This is a genomic window from Planococcus lenghuensis (assembly GCF_001999905.1).
Classification (GTDB): domain Bacteria; phylum Bacillota; class Bacilli; order Bacillales_A; family Planococcaceae; genus Indiicoccus; species Indiicoccus lenghuensis.
The window spans coordinates 495,242-512,500 of the sequence record NZ_CP019640.1 but is presented as its reverse complement, the minus strand read 5'-3'; the positions used below and the strand labels follow the sequence as shown (position 1 = coordinate 512,500).

Genomic DNA, 17,259 nt, shown 5'->3' with positions numbered 1-17,259 from the left:
CCTTTGGGTTATGAGCCCAACGAGCTACCGAACTGCTCCACCCCGCGATAATATTAGTAGTGATATGTTGCGTCACTTACGCATGTTACTCTGCAGTAATAGACACCTGCATCAGCTCTGCTGATTCGGTGTAACTCGTCGTCTTTGTACGACTCGTGTTACATCTTCCTCGGCTCCGCCTCCGTCGATGTTAATCGCTGTCTTCGTACAGCGATTTGCTCCACCCCGCGATAATATTAGTAGTGATATGCTGCGTCACTAATTATAAGTGCAAGCGTATTCTATGTACCTTATTCAGTATAACACAGAAATAGTAATGGTGACCCCTACGGGATTCGAACCCGTGTTACCGCCGTGAAAGGGCGGTGTCTTAACCGCTTGACCAAGGGGCCGGATAATGGCTCCGAAGGTAGGATTCGAACCTACGACCGATCGGTTAACAGCCGATTGCTCTACCACTGAGCTACTTCGGAACAAGATCGATTACTAATCGACTTTTTCTATTATAGAGACCATAAAAGGAATCGTCAATAGATAAATGCCATTTTCTTTTAAAAGTTTTTTAAAGCAATTGAAGTTTTCCGCGACACTTGCCGCATCGGTATTTTTCTGTACTCATCCGAATTTTCCGCGCATAGTTCGTTCGGCAACTGAGGCATTGGTATCTATACTGACGGTCAGCTGTGCGTCCCTTTCTTTCTGTGGGAAGCTGACAGAAACGGGGTGAATCTGTTTCTTTCAATAGTTTTTTAAAATCAGCATCTCTGTGCTTGTACCCCTTCCCTTCCAGGTGAAGATGATAATGGCACAGTTCATGCTTGATAATACCTTCAAGTTCCCTGTATCCGTATCGCTCATAAGATGCCGGGTTGATCTCAATAGCGTGAGTGCTGAGCATATACCGGCCGCCTGTTGTCCTGAGTCTCTTATTAAAGTAAGCCGCGTGCCGAAACGGCCGGGAAAAAACCCCGGCTGAAATTCCCTGCACGACTGCGGTGAGTTCTTCGTTTGTCACCTTACTTCTTCCTTTCTTACGTTTGCTATTCGGGTTGAAGCATGGTCAGCGCAATGCGTCCTTTTTCTTTTTCGGCTTTCTCTACCCACACAGTTACCACGTCTCCAGTCGAGACAACCTCAAGCGGATGTTTAACAAATCCTTTTTTCAGCTTGGAAATATGAACAAGCCCGTCCTGCTTCACGCCGATATCAACAAAGGCACCAAAGTCAACTACATTACGCACAGTTCCCTGTAATTCCATTCCCGGCAGCAAGTCTTCCATTTTTAATACATCCTTTTTCAGAAGGGGTTGTGGGAAATTATCTCGCGGATCACGTGCCGGGCGCTTCAGTGTTTCCACGATGTCGCGCAACGTCACTGCACCTGCCCCTGTTTTCTCACTGACGGCACGGAAATCGATTGCAGCCAATTTAGCAGTCAATCCTTCAGTGCCGATTTCTTTTTTGTCGGCTCCTGCTTCTTTTAAAAGCGTTTCTGCCAGTTCGTAGCTTTCCGGGTGAATACCTGTTGAGTCCAACAGGTTCTTCGCTTCCGGAATGCGAAGGAAGCCAATCGCCTGTTCATATGTCTTGGCGCCCAGACGAGGAATCTTTTTTAATTGAGGCCTTGAGGTGAAGCGGCCGTTTTCGTTCCGCATGTGAATAATATTATCTGCGACGGTTTTATTTAACCCTGCTACATATTGTAATAAAGAAGAAGAAGCTGAATTTACATTAACGCCCACTTGGTTGACGGCTGTTTCCACAACAAACGTCAGCTGATCCGCTAACTTCTTCTGCGAGACATCATGCTGATACTGCCCGACGCCGACCGCTTTCGGATCGATTTTCACGAGTTCTGCCAGCGGATCCTGCAACCTGCGGGCAATGGATACGGCACTCCGCTCTTCCACTTGCAATTCCGGGAATTCTCCGCGTGCCACGTCAGATGCCGAATATACACTTGCGCCCGCTTCGCTGACGATGACATACGATGCAGCAACCGCCCGTTCACCAATAAAATCAGCGATAAATTGCTCGGTCTCGCGGGAAGCGGTGCCGTTTCCGATCGCCATGATTTCAATCGGATATTTCTTTATCAATTCGGTCAGTTTCTTTTTGGCAGCTTCCGGGTTCGCTTTTGGCGGATGGGGGTAAATGACTGCCACTTCCAACAGCTTCCCGGTTTCATCCACTACGGCCAGCTTACAGCCGGTCCGGTAAGCGGGATCGACCCCCAGCACCATTTTATTTTTCATCGGCGGTTGCAGCAATAAGCTCCGCAGGTTCTCAGAAAAGATATGGATTGCCTGTTCTTCCGCTTTTTCGCTGAGCTCCCCGCGCATTTCACGCTCCACTGCAGGCTGGATAAGCCGCTTATAGCTGTCATTAATTGCCGCTTCCACTTCAGGATGGGTGTTCCCTTTCAGCCATTTCGTTTTCATCACTTTTAAGACCGTGTCTGCCGGCGGTTCGATTGTCACTTTCAGAATATCCTCTTTCTCTCCGCGGTTCATCGCCAGTACCCGGTGCGGAACGATTCGAGCGACGCGTTCCTCGTACTCATAATACATTTCAAAAACCTGTTTTTCGTCTTCTTTTCCTTTTTTCAAAGCACTCCGAATCAACCCATTACGCCGGGTCACTTCCCGGATCTTCTCCCGAATATCCGCGTCATCCGCGAACCGTTCAGCCAGAATGTCACGGGCTCCCTGCAGTGCCTCTTCTACGTCTGCCGCCTGTTTCGGACCAATGAATGCAGCCGCTTTGCCGTTCGCATCTCCGCGATTTTTCATCAACCAGTCCGCCAGCGGTTCCAATCCTTTTTCTTTTGCAGCAGAAGCCCGCGTCCGCCGTTTCTGCTTGAATGGCCGGTATAAGTCTTCCACCCGCTGAAGGACATCCGCATTTAAAATGTCCTTTCGGAGTTCAGTTGTCAGCTGATTCTGTTCCTCAATCAGCCGAATCACTTCGTCCTTTCGCGCTTCGAGATTCTGTCTATATGTATATCGGTCACTGATGGCTTTGATCTGCACTTCGTCAAGCGACCCGGTTGCTTCTTTCCGGTATCGGGCAATGAACGGCACCGTATTGCCGTCTGCGAGGAGCGCAATAACTTGTCCGACTTGCTTACCACTAATGCCGGTTTCCTTTGCCACTGCCTCTTGTAGCTGTTTCGAATCCATATTTCCACGTCCTTTCGGGCTTAATTTTACCACAGGTCCTGTTTAATAAAGCGGATGAACAGGAAATCAGTGTCTTTCAATGGCGATAGCAGCCTATGCACCATTTTTTTCCATAAAAAAAGAAGCCTTCTTCTATTGAAGAAGACCTCCTGTAATGAATGTAGCATCATCGCCCGTTTCAATTGCCGCATGAATATCATAATACAGCCGCTCAGGTGTACCTGCCCGCCGCATCATCGTTTTCGGACTCCGTAAATCCACTCCATCCGAGTGGGCAAGGAACAGATCACCCGGTGAATACGGGAATCGCTGGGTACGCAATTTTTGCGGCCGACCCGAAAGATAACCCATTACCGGGAGCGGATAGACGAGTTCATCCGTCTTTCGTCTGTACAGATAAAAACGGATATTTCCGACACAGCTATAGTCAAAGTACTTCTCTTTGAAATAGACCTTGAAAACGGCAACGGCTGCTCCCCGTTTTTGAAACATCTGCTCATTAAAGCGGAACATCAGGTCGTCGACGGTTTCATGGTGGTATTCTTTCAGGATCGTCGGAATCACTTGCGATGCCAGCCGGGCAACCGGTCCATTTCCAAGACCGTCTGCCACTGAACAGACGAAATAATCGTCTGTGACAATCGTAAAATAACTATCGCCTGATTCGTAATTCCCTTTTTTGGCCGCGTTATAGATACAAACGTCTACAAATGGGTGGCGGAGTACTTCCACTTATGTAACCCCACCGGCCGCCAGAATGGCTTCCTGCAGTTTTTTGATCGCTTTGCGCTGGAGGCGGGATACGTGCATCTGGGAAATGCCCAGCCGGTCACCCGCTTCTTTCTGGCTCAACTGCTCAATGTACGTGTACTGGATAATCTGTTTTTCCCGCTCCGACAGAATGCTCATCGCGTTGGCAACAAGCATGCGCTGGTCTGCTTTTTCATAACCATTGTCTTCCTGTCCGACCACATCAAACAAAGTCACAGTACTGCCATCAGAATCCGCTTCAAGCGAGTGATCCATTGATAATGCCTGATAGCTCTTGCCCATCTCCATCGCTTCTAAAACATCATCTTCGTCAACACCGAGGTATTCAGCGATCTCCCACACTTGCGGCGAACGCTGCAATTCAATCGTCAGCTGCTCAACTGTGGATTTGATCCGGGGGCCAAGCTCTTTAATTCGCCGCGGCACGTGAATAGCCCATGTCTTGTCCCGGAGAAACCGCTTAATTTCCCCGATGATCGTTGGCACTGCGAATGCTTCAAAGCTCCTGCCGAACGACGGATCGTACCGGCGAATGGCACCGAGCAGTCCAAGCATGCCTACCTGGGCGATATCTTCGTGATACGATTTCCCGTTGGAATATTTCCGGGCAATCGATTCGACAAGCCGCTCGTAATGCAGTACGAGATTTGTCTGTGCTTCTTCATCTTCATTTTTCTGATACGCTTCAATCCATTCCAATACCTGTTCTTTTGTCGGCTGATTAGGATGAGATTGTTTCGACATCCTCTTCCACCTGCTCTCGCTTGACATGCTTTGTCATGAAAACTGTTACACCTTCCTGATGGTGTACTTTCACTTCATCCATAAGTGTCTCTATTAAATAAAGGCCTAACCCACCTTCGCGCAGGAACGATACTTCTTCCTGGTCATGGTATGGCCCTACTTTCGCTTTTGTCTCTTCAAAATCGAAACTCTTGCCATGATCGGCTACCATGATTTCAATTTTATCGCCATACAATGCACATCCGATGACAACTTCCCCATCTTCTCCATCCTTATAGGCATGCTGTACAGCGTTTGTCACCGCTTCACTTGATGCGATTTTCAGATCTTCGATATCGTCATATGAAAAACCGATGCGGCTGGCCAGTCCGGAAATGGCTAACCGTGCCACCCCAACATATTGCGGCTTGGCAGGAACCCTCATTTCAATATAATCGAAAGGACGCATAATCACTTACCACCTTTATTTTCTGATTCAATATCCATGATGTCCCCAAGGCCGGTAATATCAAACAGACGTTTCAAACGTGCAGAAAGACCGACCAGCTTTACGTGACCGTCCTTTGCATTCAACGCTTTAAAAAATGCCACGAACACACCGAGTCCGGTACTGTCCATGTAATTCACTCCTGAAAGATCGATGACTGCGTTCAGTCCATTCTGGTTTTGGTGCGCTTCCAGTCGTTCCCGCAGAACAGGTGCAGTGTGTGCATCAATTTCTCCGCGCACTGCTCCTGTCAGGTTTCCGCTTTCTTCATGCAATTCCACTTGGATATTCATCTAATCGACACCCCTGTTTTCACTAGTCATATTGGTTGGTTATTTCTTCAACATTGTTCTTCGGTTTTCCTGATAGCATTGAAAAAATCCACTGTTGACCACAATACCCGTCTACTCGCCAAGCTAAACACCAGGTCAGCTTTTTTTATAGATGACCAAGGTAAAATCATCCCGCAATTCCGCTTGCTGCATGCGGCTGAGCTCTTCATACAAGTACTCTGCAATTTCCTGTGCCGAGGCGTCTTTTTTGTGCCGGACCATATCAAAAATGACTTCATGGTCAATGAAGCCTACTTCTGTCCGCCCTTCTGTCACGCCATCGGTCATCGCAATCACAAGGTCGCCTGTATGCAATTGTACGGACCGGTCTTCGTATTTCGCTTTCGGCGATACACCGAGCAACAGTCCTCTTGCCCGCAGTTCTTCGAATGTGTCTGTCTCTGCCCGGTACAGGAGTGCCGGTTCGTGACCGGCTGATCCGTACGTCAGCCTTCCATCTTCTGCATTATACTGTCCGTAGAACATTGAGATGAACATGGAATCATCGATGCTTTTTTCCACGATCCGATTAATGACACCCAGCACGTCACTTGGATGTGCCGCGGCATCATTCAGACTGTCCAGTCCGAATTTAATCATGGACATGCAAAGGGCGGCAGGTATGCCTTTTCCAATAACGTCGGCAACCGCCACTCCTGCTGATCCTGACTCATCATACACAAAGTATATGTAATCGCCATTCATCGCACGTGATGGCACAGAAATCACCCCGACATCCAGTCCCGCGATTTCCGGACGCTGCGTCTTCAGGAGTGTTTCCTGTACATGTGATGCCAGATCCATTTCGACTCTGAGCTCTTCCTGTTTTTGAACCAGACTCTGCCGTTCACGGTTAGCCATGCCATAGCTGATCATCATTTCGATAAGCAAGTCAAATGAGTGCCATACTTCATCAGGCAACTCACCATGTAATCCTGCAAGCGCCGCTTTATGCATGCTGATGACTTCTTCAGGCTGCACGTTTTCCTGCAAGAACTGGCGGCTCAGGATTTGCCCTGCATATAAATTCTGCTCCGATTGTTCCCGAATATATTGGGCTAAAATTTCTTTATACTGGCTTTCAATGATCTGAACCACTCAGCTTCCCCCTTACCGAAGCCATTTGGTTGCTCGGATATCTGTTCCTTCCCCCAAAATGGTTTCGATTTTAAAATCATCCATCAGGCGTTTCACACCCGGCAGTCCCGCTCCCAATCCGCCGGATGTAGAAAATCCGTCTTCCATCACTTTACGGATGTCCGGGATGCCGGGTCCTGTATCTGTTGCAACGATCATAATCCCATTAAGCCCTTTTTCAGTGACCCGCTGGATTTCGATCTTTCCTTGTCCGGCATAAAGATAAATATTGCGTGCCAATTCACTGATGGCTGTCGTGATTCTCGCCTGATCTACCGTTCCGAAGCCGAGCTCTTTTGCGACGTTACGTCCGAGCTGCCGGGCTGCGACGATATCCCATTCTGTCAAAATTTCCACTGAGGACTGATTGTTCATGCATTAGCCCTCCAATTCCAGTTGAAGTTTGTCCAGACCGTTTTCTAAATCGAGGGCAGTCATGACATCTTCAAGACGGATGCCAAGCTCGATCAGTGTGATTGCAACAGCCGGCTGGATGCCAGTAATTACTACACGCGCTCCCATCAGGCTTGACATACTGATTACATCTCCCAGCACCTTTGCGATAAATGAATCGATGAAGTCAATCGACGTCAGATCAATCACGACACCGCGGGCGCTTGTCTCATGCAATTTTGTCAGCAAATCTTCCTGAAACTGAATCGCAGTCTGATCATCAAGTTCCCATTGAATGGATACAATCAGACAATCCCGCAGTTTTAAAATCGGTATGCGTACATTCATTCTTCCACCTCCACGATTTTCCGGTCTGTAAGCGCGAGCGCCTGTTCCACGCCGCGCTGCAATGTGCTCGTCGTCGTGAAATCATTCAGGTTGATGCCGAGAGTCACAATCGTTTGTGCAATTTCCGGCCGGATGCCGACCAGCATACATTTTGCACCGACGAGACGAACTGCGTCTGCTGCCTGGATGATGTGATGAGCGACCATCGTATCGACGACCGGCACACCAGTAATATCCAACAGTACCACTTCCGCACGGTGCTTAACAACACCCTGCAGCAGGTTTTCCATAATCAGTTTTGCACGCTCCGTGTCAATAGTACCGACGAGCGGCATTACAGAGATTTTATCAAATACCGGAATAAGAGAAGCTGACAGTTCCTGCAGTGCAATTTTCTGTAGACTCACGGTACGTTCCCATGTCTTTGAATATGCTGCGATAATGCTATTGCGCATCGGCCCAATCCAATTTTGGAAGACATTGATATAATCGCGAATATCATCTTCTCCGATAAAGTTCTCTTCTTCCATTTTCGCGTAAACGGTTCGGGAAAACGCATCAATCGCCCGGGTGACAAATACGATAGACCAGCCAAGCCGCACAACCTTTTCAGAGAAATCATTGAGCCGGTGCTCATATGCCTGATGGCTCTCCGATAAGTTCGTCAGCATCAGTTCTGCAAACTCACGGCTTGTCTGGTCGCGCATTTCAGATGCCAGCATCTGAAATGATCCTTCCCGGTCATCCGCTTCCAGTACTTCCTGCCATGCGGGCAAAATATCATTTAAATGCCTGTTAATAAACAGTGCTAATTTTTCGTTCATCTAGTTGAAAATCCTCCTCAGGTAAGTATGTATAAGATTAAGAAACTTTATATATATTTCTATTGTATCGGAAAACTGACGGTTTCTCACGTTTTTTGCGGTTTCCTTGCCGGCAATGCTAAAAACATAGAAAAAATCACCGGAAAAAGTGCGTTTCCCGGTGATTTTTAAGTTATGTATAGACTAAAATTTCACAAGTCCAACGCTGACTTCCAGCGCTTCGTCCACTTTTTCCATGAGTCCATCATCAAGATGGGTAATTTTATCCGTCAGCCGTGACTTGTCAATGGTCCGGATCTGTTCAAGCAAAACGACCGAGTCACGTTCAAACCCATTCGCTTTCGCGCTGATTTCAACATGAGTCGGCAATTTCGCTTTCTGAATCTGTGCTGTGATCGCCGCTACAATGACTGTCGGGCTGAAGCGGTTTCCAATATCGTTTTGAATAACCAGAACAGGCCGGGTCCCGCCCTGCTCGGAACCGACTACTGGTGATAACTCTGCAAAAAAAACGTCTCCGCGTTTTACAATCAAGCTGTCACCCTCCGCTTACGAGTCGCACTGACAGGTTATGCTCCGCTTCGTATTCCGCGTGAGAACACTCACAGGCAATCGAAAGATTGATCTGTGACATCTCCACGTAGCCCTTGATCATCGCTTCCCGAATGTGATTTGAACCATAAGTAGTTCTCTTTACCCGTTGTGTCGACACGTAAACGTAGTCGCCAGCTTCTTCCACATGTTCATATGTGCATGCTGTCAGTTCTGACACCATGGTTTTTGGCAGCTTCACAATCACTTCTTTTGTCTTCGCACTTTCGTTCTCGTACACAGCTGACACCTCCCGGAACCCCATTCATCGAACCTATGCATTCATCTTAACATCAGAAACAGTGCTTGAAAAGGACGAATTGGTAAAATGCTCCCTTTAGCGCAGGAATCGGGGCACTCTGGCAGTCAGCATGCATGGAATTTCATAAGGAATTGTTTCAAGGCACCGGGCCCACTCTTCTGCCCGGATTTGCTCTCCCCCCTGCACGCCCAGCAGCTGCACAGGCTCCCCTGCAGGCATCTCCTGCTGCAGTCGCACCATGCATTGGTCCATGCAGATTCGCCCGATAATCGGGACCCGCTTTCCGCGGATCAGCACTTCCTGCCCCTGCAGCCCCCGCAACAGTCCATCCGCATAGCCTATAGGCAACGTACCAATCCATTCATCTTTTTCGGTCACATACGTCGCTCCATAGCTTACCGTACTGCCGGCCGGTAATTTTTTCACATGAACGAGTTCTGTAGATAAACTCATAGCGGGTTTAAGCGGTGACTTCAGTTCACTTTCCACATAGGCCGAGGGCGCAATGCCATACATGGCAATCCCGGCCCGCACTGCATTGAACGCAAATTCCGGGTGCAGAAGCGCTGCAGCACTGTTAGCTGCATGGATCAGCAGACCTGTCCCTGTATGCTTCAACACTGCGGTAAACCGTTCTCCCTGTCGATTCAGTAAATCGCTGTCCGCTTCGTCTGCTGTTGCAAAATGAGTGAACACTCCTTCAAGATGAAACGGCGATCGCCTCAGCATAGCAAGCACTTCTTCCGTTTCTTCCGGCTGAATTCCAAGACGCCCCATGCCGGTATCCACCTTTAAATGGATGCGCACATCCCCGGATGCAGCATTCCGGGCCTGCCGCACCCAGTCAGCTGAATAAGCTGTTAAAATAACGTTATGTTCCACAGCGACCGGGATGAACGATACAGGAGATGCCCCCATCACTAAGATGTCCGCATCAATCCCCTGTCCCCGCAATTCAAGTGCTTCGTCCGGCGTTGCGACAGCCAGCAATGCCGCACCACTCTTCAGTGCCTGCCTGGCAACAGCTTCTGCCCCGTGTCCGTAGCCATTCGCTTTCACAACTGCAATCATCCGGACATCACCGGCCGCTTTTTTAATGATAGCCAGATTGTGCGCGATGGCATCAAGTTCAATAATTGCCCGTGTCGGCCTGTACAGTTTTCCCATGTCATTCCCAGCCTTCCGAAGACTGCAGCAGCACCTGAGCTGCTGCATAGTCATGTGTATGTGTAATGGAAAGGAGTCCGATTGCCTGCTGTTTGAACACGACATGCGGCTTTCCTTCCGTGTTTTTCCGAATTTCAATATCCTGAAATGAGCAGCTTCTGCCAATTCCGGTCCCAAGTGCTTTGGCGAACGCTTCTTTTGCAGCAAACCGACCTGCAAGGAATTCCGCCTGTCTGATGACAGGAACTGCAGCATATTCTTCCAGTTCCCTTGGCGTGAGCACCCGTTCCCGCAGTTTGGCGGACCGCCCATTCAGCTCTCGGATGCGTTTAAGTTCGACAATATCAAGACCAATCCCGGTAACCACAGCATCTTCTCCTTTCATTTGCTGATTGTTCCAGTATAATACGGATTATGGACTAATTGAGGTGACAAGTATGTTTATTCGTCGTGAAAGTTTTTCCCAGTATATCCGCTTGTACCCGGTCGTATCCACGCTTATTGCACTGAATGTGCTCGTTTTCCTGCTTGGCTACCTGCCGGGTATCGGCTCCTGGATCGTTCTCTATGGCATCGGCTACAATGCGGGCATTGCAGATGGCCAATGGTGGCGGCTGATCACACCGATCTTCCTGCATGCCGGCTTTATGCACTTGCTATTCAACGCCTTCTCACTGTTTCTGTTCGGGCCAGAGTTGGAACGGCTGACCGGAAAAACCCGGTTTTTGACCATTTATCTGGTTGCAGGTATTTTCGGCTCGCTAGCCACGTTCTTTTTACAGCCGCTTGCCTATTCCCATGTGGGAGCCAGCGGAGCAATTTTCGGCATATTCGGAGCGTATGGCGCACTTCTTTATTACGGCGGCCGGGCATTGCCGGAACTCCGGCAGATTTTGCTGCCGATCCTGGTTATCAGTGTCATTATGACATTCCTGACGCCAAACGTGAATGCAACTGCGCATATCGCAGGAATGATTGCCGGATTCCTGATCGGTCTCAGCTTTTTTCACCCGAAGCGGATTACCAGCTGGAAGAAAAACAGAATCAGAAGAGTAAAGTAAAATCAGCCGGAGATCTTCCGGCTGATTTTTTTGCACTCAAATTCGTTTTTTCGGCCGGAACCATTGGAGAATTACATGGGCGTCCTGCTGTTCCAAGTGTTCTGCCCGTGCCGCTGCACCGAATGCGCCGGATTTAACAGTCGCCTGGACGGAAGCAACATTTTTCCGCCGCTGAAACCAGCTCTGTTTAATTTCGATTGCCTGCACCCGTTTTTTCAGCATGTAAAAAGTATGCTTCCCGAATGCGCGGAATTGAAGTGTCAATTGTTTATCCGAAGTCATCCAGCCCGCTGTCCGGTGCTGCCAAATACCAAGCGCCACACTGACCGGAAGTGCCAGCAGCGCCAGCAATCCATACGGAAAAAAGAAGTAACTGAGCACACCGGCTGCCGGCAGCAGCCAGATGAAATCGAATCGGTAGAAGAAATGAACACTCCTCACCGGCGCTTTCATCAGTTCAGGTGCCCATTCCATTTCAGGAAACAACGTCTCCAACACCTGCAGCATATCGTGTTTTTTAACAAGCGGCAGCAGCCGGATTTTATCATTGCCCATTTCTGAAACAGTTCCGCCGGCGCTTTCAACTGTCACTGCAGTGTAGCCGAGAATTTCCCTTAATGGATTTTGAGTCACATGGATTGCTTGAATGCGTTTGAATGGAATCGTCACCCGCTTTTTCTCAAGCAGCCCCCGGGTAATGATGATGTTTTCCTCATTCGCCATCACGGTAAAACGGTAATTGGACATCACGGTCAAGATGAGTGAGACAAACCAAATCAGCAACAACCCCACGAATAGAGCCAATGCAACAATCAGGATGCCAAAGCGAAGGAAGATCATTATTTCACTGTATATGGACTCGTACGGAATGACTTCGGAAAATTGGGACAGGAAAATCGCAATCCCGGACAGTATTACGCCGATACCTCCGGATGTCGCAGCCAGCACCAATAGCTCCTGTCCGGAAATCCGGTAGATCTGTCGAACTTCTTCTGATTGTCCAATTGCCGGGTCATTCGCCTGTTTTGCTTCATCCGCAGACAAATGGCCATAGGCTTTCACCCTTTCCATTTCCTCTTCAATCCGCTCAGCATCGCGGCGGGATATAGCCGTCAGTTCCGCTTCTGCCCCTTCAATCTGGCCTCCTCCGGCTGTTTCGACCTTTACACGGACCAATCCAAGCGGCCGATGAAACAGTCCTTCTGTATAGTCCAGACTCTGAATTCGTTCGAATGGAATATAACGTTTCTTTTTTACGAACAGCCCGTATTCAATACGGAGTTCCCCTTCCTCGAACCAGTAAACAAATCGTTTCCATTTAACAATCCCTGCAACAAGCAAAAAGATCAGCACAAGAACGCCGATTCCATACGTGATCAGCGACTCGGTATCTCCGCCAGGCATCCCTTCCCCTGAAGGAAGTTGGCCCCAAATAAAATCAGGAACGGCAGCAGCAGATCCTTTAACCCCTTCAGGAAGTTCAGGAACGCTGATATCGGATGAAGGCGATAGCGCGTCTCAGACATCATCTTCCGCCACCCTTGCTAGAACTGAGATCTTGTTTCGTAATTCATCTGCCTCCGCTGTTATAAGCGCAGGTACTGTGTGGACAGTGGCAGCCGTGGAAATTGAAATAGCCGCCAAGCCATACTTGCGGAGAATCGGCCCTTGTTCTGTATCCACGTGTTGCACACGCACCATCGGCACGAGCGTCCGTTTAACGACAAATAAACCGTGCTGCAATTCAATCTCCTGCTCACGCACTTCATAGCGCCAACGTTCCCAGCGGATCTTCGGGAATAGAAATACCGCGAAAAAACCAAAAAGCAGCAGTACAGCGGCACAAACAGCATAGACCCAAAGCGGCCCATCAAAGAAATAAACGCCCACTGCAGCGCCTGCTGCTATAAGCGCAACGAGGGCAGTCTGAAACACCCCATAGAGCCGCCACACTTTTAGTCCTTCCGGAGAAATCCGGTTTTTTGGCTGATTATCCATGTTATCCCCCCATCCTGCTGTCTCTTGTCTATACGTTCCATCCTCGGCACCAGTTTCACCTTCTTCTATTCTAACGGAATCAAGACTTGAATTGCGGACAACAAGAAAGTTTACACCGAAAACTATATAAGATGAACTAAAAAACGAACCCTTACAAGCCGCTTCGAACGCTTAGAGAAGCCAAAGAACTTTTGGCTTCCGCCTTTCCTGCGGGCCCGAAAGCGCGGCTGTTTTGCGGAATGTCGATCAGTTAACATCATTATTTCATCTTAATATAATGGTGTTTTTTTGTGTTCCATAGTGATAAAAAATGAAATCGTGTACACATTTCTGCAGAGCTGCTTTTAATTCCGCCGCGCCCACTTTAAGCACCGCGGGTAAAGCAGCACCAATTGAATAATCATGCGCAAAGGCACCCTCCATGGTAAGTCCCGAAAGGTCATGAACGGAACTGTTCAGACAGCCCGGCTGCTATTTATCCGGCGGATGCACTCAGACCTACAGGAAGCAGATCACTCAGCTAATATAACAGAATGTAGCGGTTGCCAAGCTATCAAGGCATGAGGCTTCAACCCTTCCAGCACCTTCACTCAGCCTGAAATCTTTGACTCCTGCTTTCCTGCTGGTATCCCTGTTTTTTGTGGTAAAAAAAACAACTTGGTTCATTACAACTTGGTTCATTACAAATTGGTTCATTACAAAGTCAAACAAAAAGAAAAGAGCTGAGCGCCGAAGCGCCCAACTCTTTTCAAATCAATCAGTCTTATTCAGAACGGCGTGGTCGGCTGCCGCCTCTGTCAGAAGAGGAACGTCCGCCGCCTTTATAGCCGCCGCTGCGACCGCCTTTATTGCCTTTGTAACCGCCGCCGCCTTTATTGCCTTTATAGCCGCCGCCACCGCTGCGGCCGCCTTTTCCGCCGCGCTGTGGAAGCGGGCGTTCTTCAGAGATGGAGACTGGCGTGTCATCCGGTTCTCTTGTCATTGTTTTTAATGCAGCTGCAATCAGGTCCACTGCTTCGTGGTTTTCAAGCAGATTCTCTGCAAATGCCCGGTAATCATCCAGGCTATTTTTTGCGACCATTTCCTCCAGCGTTCCGACAGCAAGTTTCTGCTGACCGAGAAGCGCTTCATCGGATGAAGGTGGACGAAGTGGCAACATGCGCTTTTTCGTCGTATCTTCAACGATGCGGAGGTAACCCATTTCACGCGGTGTCACCAATGTGACCGCTACACCTTTTTTACCTGCACGGCCGGTACGGCCGATCCGGTGTACATAGCTCTCTGGATCCTGCGGGATATCAAAGTTATACACATGTGTTACGCCTGAAATATCAAGTCCGCGTGCTGCTACGTCAGTAGCAACCAGCACATCGATTTTGTTTGATTTAAATTGCTTCAGTACAGATAAACGTTTTGCCTGGCTCAAGTCACCGTGAATTCCTTCAGCAAGGTATCCACGAAGTGACAGCGCTTGTGACAGTTCATCCACCCGGCGCTTTGTGCGTCCAAAAACGATTGCCAATTCCGGCTGCTGAATGTTCAGCAAGCGGGAAAGCACATCGAATTTTTCGCGCTCCGGTGCTTTGACAAAGAACTGCTCGATGTTTTCAACTGTCATCTCTTTTGATTTGATTTTAACGACTTCCGGACTCTTCATGAATTGTTCTGCAATGCGGCGGATTGCATCCGGCATTGTTGCAGAGAACAGCAGTGTCTGGCGTTCTGCCGGGACACTTGTCAGAATCGCTTTGATATCGTCGATAAAGCCCATGTTCAGCATTTCATCCGCTTCATCCAGCACGAGCGTGTTAACGTTATCGAGCTTAAGCGTACGGCGGTTGATATGATCCTGAATACGGCCTGGTGTACCAACGATGATATGCGGACGGTTTTTCAGTGCACGGATCTGCCGGCCGATTTCCTGGCCGCCGTATACAGACAGGATGCGGACATTGCGGTCGCGTCCCAGCTTGTACAGCTCTTCAGATACCTGGATTGCTAGCTCACGCGTCGGCGCAATGATAAGCCCCTGGATATCCGAACTCTTAGTATCGATTTTTTCAATCATCGGAATACCGAAAGCAGCTGTCTTGCCTGTCCCTGTCTGTGCCTGTCCGATGATATCGTTCCCTTCAAGACCGAGACGGATTGTCCCTTCCTGAATTGGTGTTGCTTCTTCAAACCCCATGCGTCGAATGGATTTCAAAGTTGCCTCACTGATATTTAAATCTGAAAATTTTACCAAATTTTTTCAATCTCCTTTGCCTTCATCTATTTAGGAATGGTGTACATTTTAGATGAAATAGCGGCAAGTTCGAGCCTTTAACGAGGAAATTTCACGTCGAAAATCATGCTCTGAAACTTACTTCAGAGGGGATATGTGAATAGGAAAAGCCCGGTCTTTGCCGAGCGGTTTGATTTCATCGGATCAGACAGACCCGGTTTAAGCAAACCGTTTTACTCAAAAAAAGTACTCTTCTCAAAGGAAGAGTCGTCTCAAATGTATCCATTGCTTCAAACAGTTTACCATGCATCAGCGGGATATGCAATGAATACGCCCCAATGTTGAAAGCCCCGATTTCGTTTCGGTTTACTTACTTGCTGTGAGCGGTTCAATAATCCGCTCAAGTTCCATTCCCCGTGACCCTTTGACAAGCACAAGTGAATCCGGCGATAAATCAGACTCCAGTTTACCTATCAGCGGCTCAAGGTCCTCTTCACTCCACATTAATTCCCCGTTGAATGTCTCCTTCAGTTCATCATGGAGCCATTTCATCCGCGGGCCGTACAGCAGTACCCCCCGAAGACCTTCCGGCAGCTGGCTGGCCAGCTCTTCGTGATATGCCCGTTCCTGTTCGCCAAGTTCAAGCATATCGCCGAGCACCACCCATTTCTCCGGCTTCATCTTGATTTCCCCTAAAAACTGCAGTGCCGCTTTCATGGAAGTCGGTGCCGCATTATATGCATCATTGATAAACACGGTACCGTTTTCTGCACGGACCGGCTGCATGCGCATGTCCGTGAGGGTCGCCTTCTTCAGTGCACGGCGGATATCTTCTTCTTCAAGTCCCGTATCCAGTGCCAGCAGAATCGCGGGAAGGGCATTTTTGATCTGATGACGCCCAAGAACCGGGATTGTGAAAGCTGCGTCAATTACTCCGCTCACGGAAAATTCACTGCCGTTTTCCGTCGCCTCCACAGAGGTGATGGTCAGTTCGTTGTCATCGCCAAATCCGAATGAAACAGCCTGGGTCCAATTTTCAACATAAGGCTGCAGCAGCGGCTCATCTCCGTCATAAAACAGTTTCCCCTGCCGGGACAGCCCCGCAGTAATTTCGAATTTAGCCCGCGCGATTCCTTCACGGGATCCGAGATCCTGCATGTGCGCTTCTCCGATATTAGTGATGATCGCATAATCGGGACGTGCCAATTCGGACAGGAATTCAATTTCACCGAATGCGCTCATTCCCATTTCCAGAATCGCAAATTCCACTTCTTCATCCAAAGACAGGATCGTCAGCGGCAGACCAAGCTGATTGTTCAGGTTTCCCTGTGTTTTCTCCACTTTGAAATAAGGCGCCAATACGCTTGCCACTAAATCTTTTGTTGATGTCTTGCCGTTCGACCCGGTAATACCAACGATCGTCCCTTTAAGCTCCTGCCGGTAAGCCCGTGCCATTTGCTGCAATGCTTTTTCACAGTCATCCACGAACAGTAACGGCAGGCCTTGCGGCGGATCCGGTTCATCCCGCTGCCAAAGTGATGCGCCAGCTCCAAGCTCGATCGCCTGCCGGACGAACCGGTGTCCGTTCACGTGTTCTCCGCGGAACGGGATGAACAGCTCACCTGGTTTCAGTGTCCGAGTATTGATCGAAACACCCTTGATCCGGATATCTTTCCATTGCTGTGTTTCAATACCAAGCCAGTCGGCCACTTGCTGAACTGATTTATTCATAGGCCCT

The 17,259-nt window shown here is 48.9% G+C and carries 19 protein-coding genes and 3 tRNA genes (1 of these 22 running past the window's edge); 1 reads left to right on the top strand and 21 read right to left on the bottom strand.

The window, feature by feature from the left end; all coding sequences use genetic code 11:
• The 17 genes from B0X71_RS02775 to acpS form a co-directional block, all read right to left on the bottom strand.
• A tRNA-Met gene (locus B0X71_RS02775) sits at window positions 1-47 on the bottom strand (it extends 30 nt beyond the left edge of the window).
• A gap of 270 nt (window positions 48-317) precedes the next feature.
• Window positions 318-392, bottom strand: a tRNA-Glu gene (locus B0X71_RS02770).
• Window positions 393-398: 6 nt separating this feature from the next.
• Window positions 399-473: transfer RNA gene (locus B0X71_RS02765), tRNA-Asn, on the bottom strand.
• An 89-nt stretch (window positions 474-562) separates the two neighbouring features.
• The gene (locus B0X71_RS02760) at window positions 563-1,015 is read right to left on the bottom strand and encodes a SprT family protein (protein WP_077588023.1); all 453 of its coding nucleotides are present in this window, start codon (window positions 1,013-1,015) and stop codon (window positions 563-565) included.
• A 25-nt stretch (window positions 1,016-1,040) separates the two neighbouring features.
• Complete coding sequence (locus B0X71_RS02755) at window positions 1,041-3,182, bottom strand: Tex family protein (protein ID WP_077588022.1); 2,142 nt, start codon at window positions 3,180-3,182, stop codon at window positions 1,041-1,043.
• 132 nt (window positions 3,183-3,314) lie between these two features.
• A complete protein-coding gene (locus B0X71_RS02750) occupies window positions 3,315-3,914 on the bottom strand; it encodes a PP2C family serine/threonine-protein phosphatase (RefSeq protein ID WP_077588021.1) in 600 nt (199 codons plus the stop codon).
• The gene (gene sigB / locus B0X71_RS02745) at window positions 3,915-4,697 is read right to left on the bottom strand and encodes an RNA polymerase sigma factor SigB (protein WP_077588020.1); all 783 of its coding nucleotides are present in this window, start codon (window positions 4,695-4,697) and stop codon (window positions 3,915-3,917) included.
• Complete coding sequence (rsbW, locus tag B0X71_RS02740) at window positions 4,675-5,145, bottom strand: anti-sigma B factor RsbW (protein ID WP_077588019.1); 471 nt, start codon at window positions 5,143-5,145, stop codon at window positions 4,675-4,677. The genes sigB and rsbW overlap by 23 nt, the downstream gene beginning before the upstream one ends.
• A 2-nt stretch (window positions 5,146-5,147) precedes the next feature.
• The gene (locus B0X71_RS02735) at window positions 5,148-5,477 is read right to left on the bottom strand and encodes an STAS domain-containing protein (protein WP_077588018.1); all 330 of its coding nucleotides are present in this window, start codon (window positions 5,475-5,477) and stop codon (window positions 5,148-5,150) included.
• 135 nt (window positions 5,478-5,612) lie between these two features.
• Window positions 5,613-6,614 (bottom strand): PP2C family protein-serine/threonine phosphatase, encoded by a 1,002-nt coding sequence (locus B0X71_RS02730; RefSeq protein WP_077588017.1) that lies wholly within the window; start codon window positions 6,612-6,614, stop codon window positions 5,613-5,615.
• 12 nt (window positions 6,615-6,626) lie between these two features.
• On the bottom strand, window positions 6,627-7,028 hold the full coding sequence (locus B0X71_RS02725; protein ID WP_077588016.1) for an anti-sigma regulatory factor: 402 nt from the start codon (window positions 7,026-7,028) through the stop codon (window positions 6,627-6,629).
• 3 nt (window positions 7,029-7,031) lie between these two features.
• Window positions 7,032-7,394 (bottom strand): STAS domain-containing protein, encoded by a 363-nt coding sequence (locus B0X71_RS02720; RefSeq protein WP_077588015.1) that lies wholly within the window; start codon window positions 7,392-7,394, stop codon window positions 7,032-7,034.
• Complete coding sequence (locus tag B0X71_RS02715; RefSeq protein ID WP_077588014.1) at window positions 7,391-8,218, bottom strand: STAS domain-containing protein; 828 nt, start codon at window positions 8,216-8,218, stop codon at window positions 7,391-7,393. Before B0X71_RS02715 ends, B0X71_RS02720 begins: the two co-directional genes overlap by 4 nt.
• Before the next feature lie 183 nt (window positions 8,219-8,401).
• A complete protein-coding gene (locus tag B0X71_RS02710) occupies window positions 8,402-8,752 on the bottom strand; it encodes a type II toxin-antitoxin system PemK/MazF family toxin (protein ID WP_077588013.1) in 351 nt (116 codons plus the stop codon).
• Between the two features lie 4 nt (window positions 8,753-8,756).
• Window positions 8,757-9,059 (bottom strand): transcriptional regulator, encoded by a 303-nt coding sequence (locus B0X71_RS02705; RefSeq protein WP_232336765.1) that lies wholly within the window; start codon window positions 9,057-9,059, stop codon window positions 8,757-8,759.
• An 87-nt stretch (window positions 9,060-9,146) separates the two neighbouring features.
• A complete protein-coding gene (gene alr / locus B0X71_RS02700) occupies window positions 9,147-10,238 on the bottom strand; it encodes an alanine racemase (protein WP_077588011.1) in 1,092 nt (363 codons plus the stop codon).
• A gap of 1 nt (window position 10,239) precedes the next feature.
• The gene (gene acpS, locus B0X71_RS02695; protein WP_077588010.1) at window positions 10,240-10,605 is read right to left on the bottom strand and encodes a holo-ACP synthase; all 366 of its coding nucleotides are present in this window, start codon (window positions 10,603-10,605) and stop codon (window positions 10,240-10,242) included.
• A 70-nt stretch (window positions 10,606-10,675) separates the two neighbouring features.
• On the opposite strand from acpS, the gene B0X71_RS02690 reads away from it, so the two are divergent.
• Window positions 10,676-11,299 (top strand): rhomboid family intramembrane serine protease, encoded by a 624-nt coding sequence (locus tag B0X71_RS02690; protein WP_077588009.1) that lies wholly within the window; start codon window positions 10,676-10,678, stop codon window positions 11,297-11,299.
• Window positions 11,300-11,335: 36 nt separating this feature from the next.
• On the opposite strand, the gene B0X71_RS02685 is transcribed toward B0X71_RS02690, so the two are convergent.
• From B0X71_RS02685 to B0X71_RS02670, 4 genes are all read right to left on the bottom strand, one after another.
• A complete protein-coding gene (locus B0X71_RS02685; RefSeq protein WP_232336764.1) occupies window positions 11,336-12,703 on the bottom strand; it encodes a PH domain-containing protein in 1,368 nt (455 codons plus the stop codon).
• Between the two features lie 114 nt (window positions 12,704-12,817).
• A complete protein-coding gene (locus B0X71_RS02680; protein WP_077588008.1) occupies window positions 12,818-13,297 on the bottom strand; it encodes a PH domain-containing protein in 480 nt (159 codons plus the stop codon).
• A 763-nt stretch (window positions 13,298-14,060) separates the two neighbouring features.
• Window positions 14,061-15,542, bottom strand: coding sequence for a degradosome RNA helicase CshA (locus tag B0X71_RS02675; RefSeq protein WP_156889781.1), 1,482 nt, complete (start codon window positions 15,540-15,542; stop codon window positions 14,061-14,063).
• A 345-nt stretch (window positions 15,543-15,887) separates the two neighbouring features.
• Window positions 15,888-17,252 carry a UDP-N-acetylmuramoyl-tripeptide--D-alanyl-D-alanine ligase gene (locus tag B0X71_RS02670; protein WP_077588007.1) on the bottom strand — a complete coding sequence of 455 codons (1,365 nt, stop codon included), beginning with the start codon at window positions 17,250-17,252 and terminating at the stop codon, window positions 15,888-15,890.
• Window positions 17,253-17,259: the final 7 nt, after the last annotated feature.

Coding starts and splice junctions, on each gene's coding strand:
- B0X71_RS02755 (WP_077588022.1), bottom strand. CDS start 3,182: ATGGATTCGAAACAGCTACAAGAGGCAGTGGCAAAGGAAACCGGCATT.
- sigB (WP_077588020.1), bottom strand. CDS start 4,697: ATGTCGAAACAATCTCATCCTAATCAGCCGACAAAAGAACAGGTATTG.
- rsbW (WP_077588019.1), bottom strand. CDS start 5,145: ATGCGTCCTTTCGATTATATTGAAATGAGGGTTCCTGCCAAGCCGCAA.
- B0X71_RS02735 (WP_077588018.1), bottom strand. CDS start 5,477: ATGAATATCCAAGTGGAATTGCATGAAGAAAGCGGAAACCTGACAGGA.
- B0X71_RS02725 (WP_077588016.1), bottom strand. CDS start 7,028: ATGAACAATCAGTCCTCAGTGGAAATTTTGACAGAATGGGATATCGTC.
- B0X71_RS02720 (WP_077588015.1), bottom strand. CDS start 7,394: ATGAATGTACGCATACCGATTTTAAAACTGCGGGATTGTCTGATTGTA.
- B0X71_RS02715 (WP_077588014.1), bottom strand. CDS start 8,218: ATGAACGAAAAATTAGCACTGTTTATTAACAGGCATTTAAATGATATT.
- alr (WP_077588011.1), bottom strand. CDS start 10,238: ATGGGAAAACTGTACAGGCCGACACGGGCAATTATTGAACTTGATGCC.
- B0X71_RS02690 (WP_077588009.1), top strand. CDS start 10,676: ATGTTTATTCGTCGTGAAAGTTTTTCCCAGTATATCCGCTTGTACCCG.
- B0X71_RS02685 (WP_232336764.1), bottom strand. CDS start 12,703: ATGCCTGGCGGAGATACCGAGTCGCTGATCACGTATGGAATCGGCGTT.
- B0X71_RS02680 (WP_077588008.1), bottom strand. CDS start 13,297: ATGGATAATCAGCCAAAAAACCGGATTTCTCCGGAAGGACTAAAAGTG.
- B0X71_RS02670 (WP_077588007.1), bottom strand. CDS start 17,252: ATGAATAAATCAGTTCAGCAAGTGGCCGACTGGCTTGGTATTGAAACA.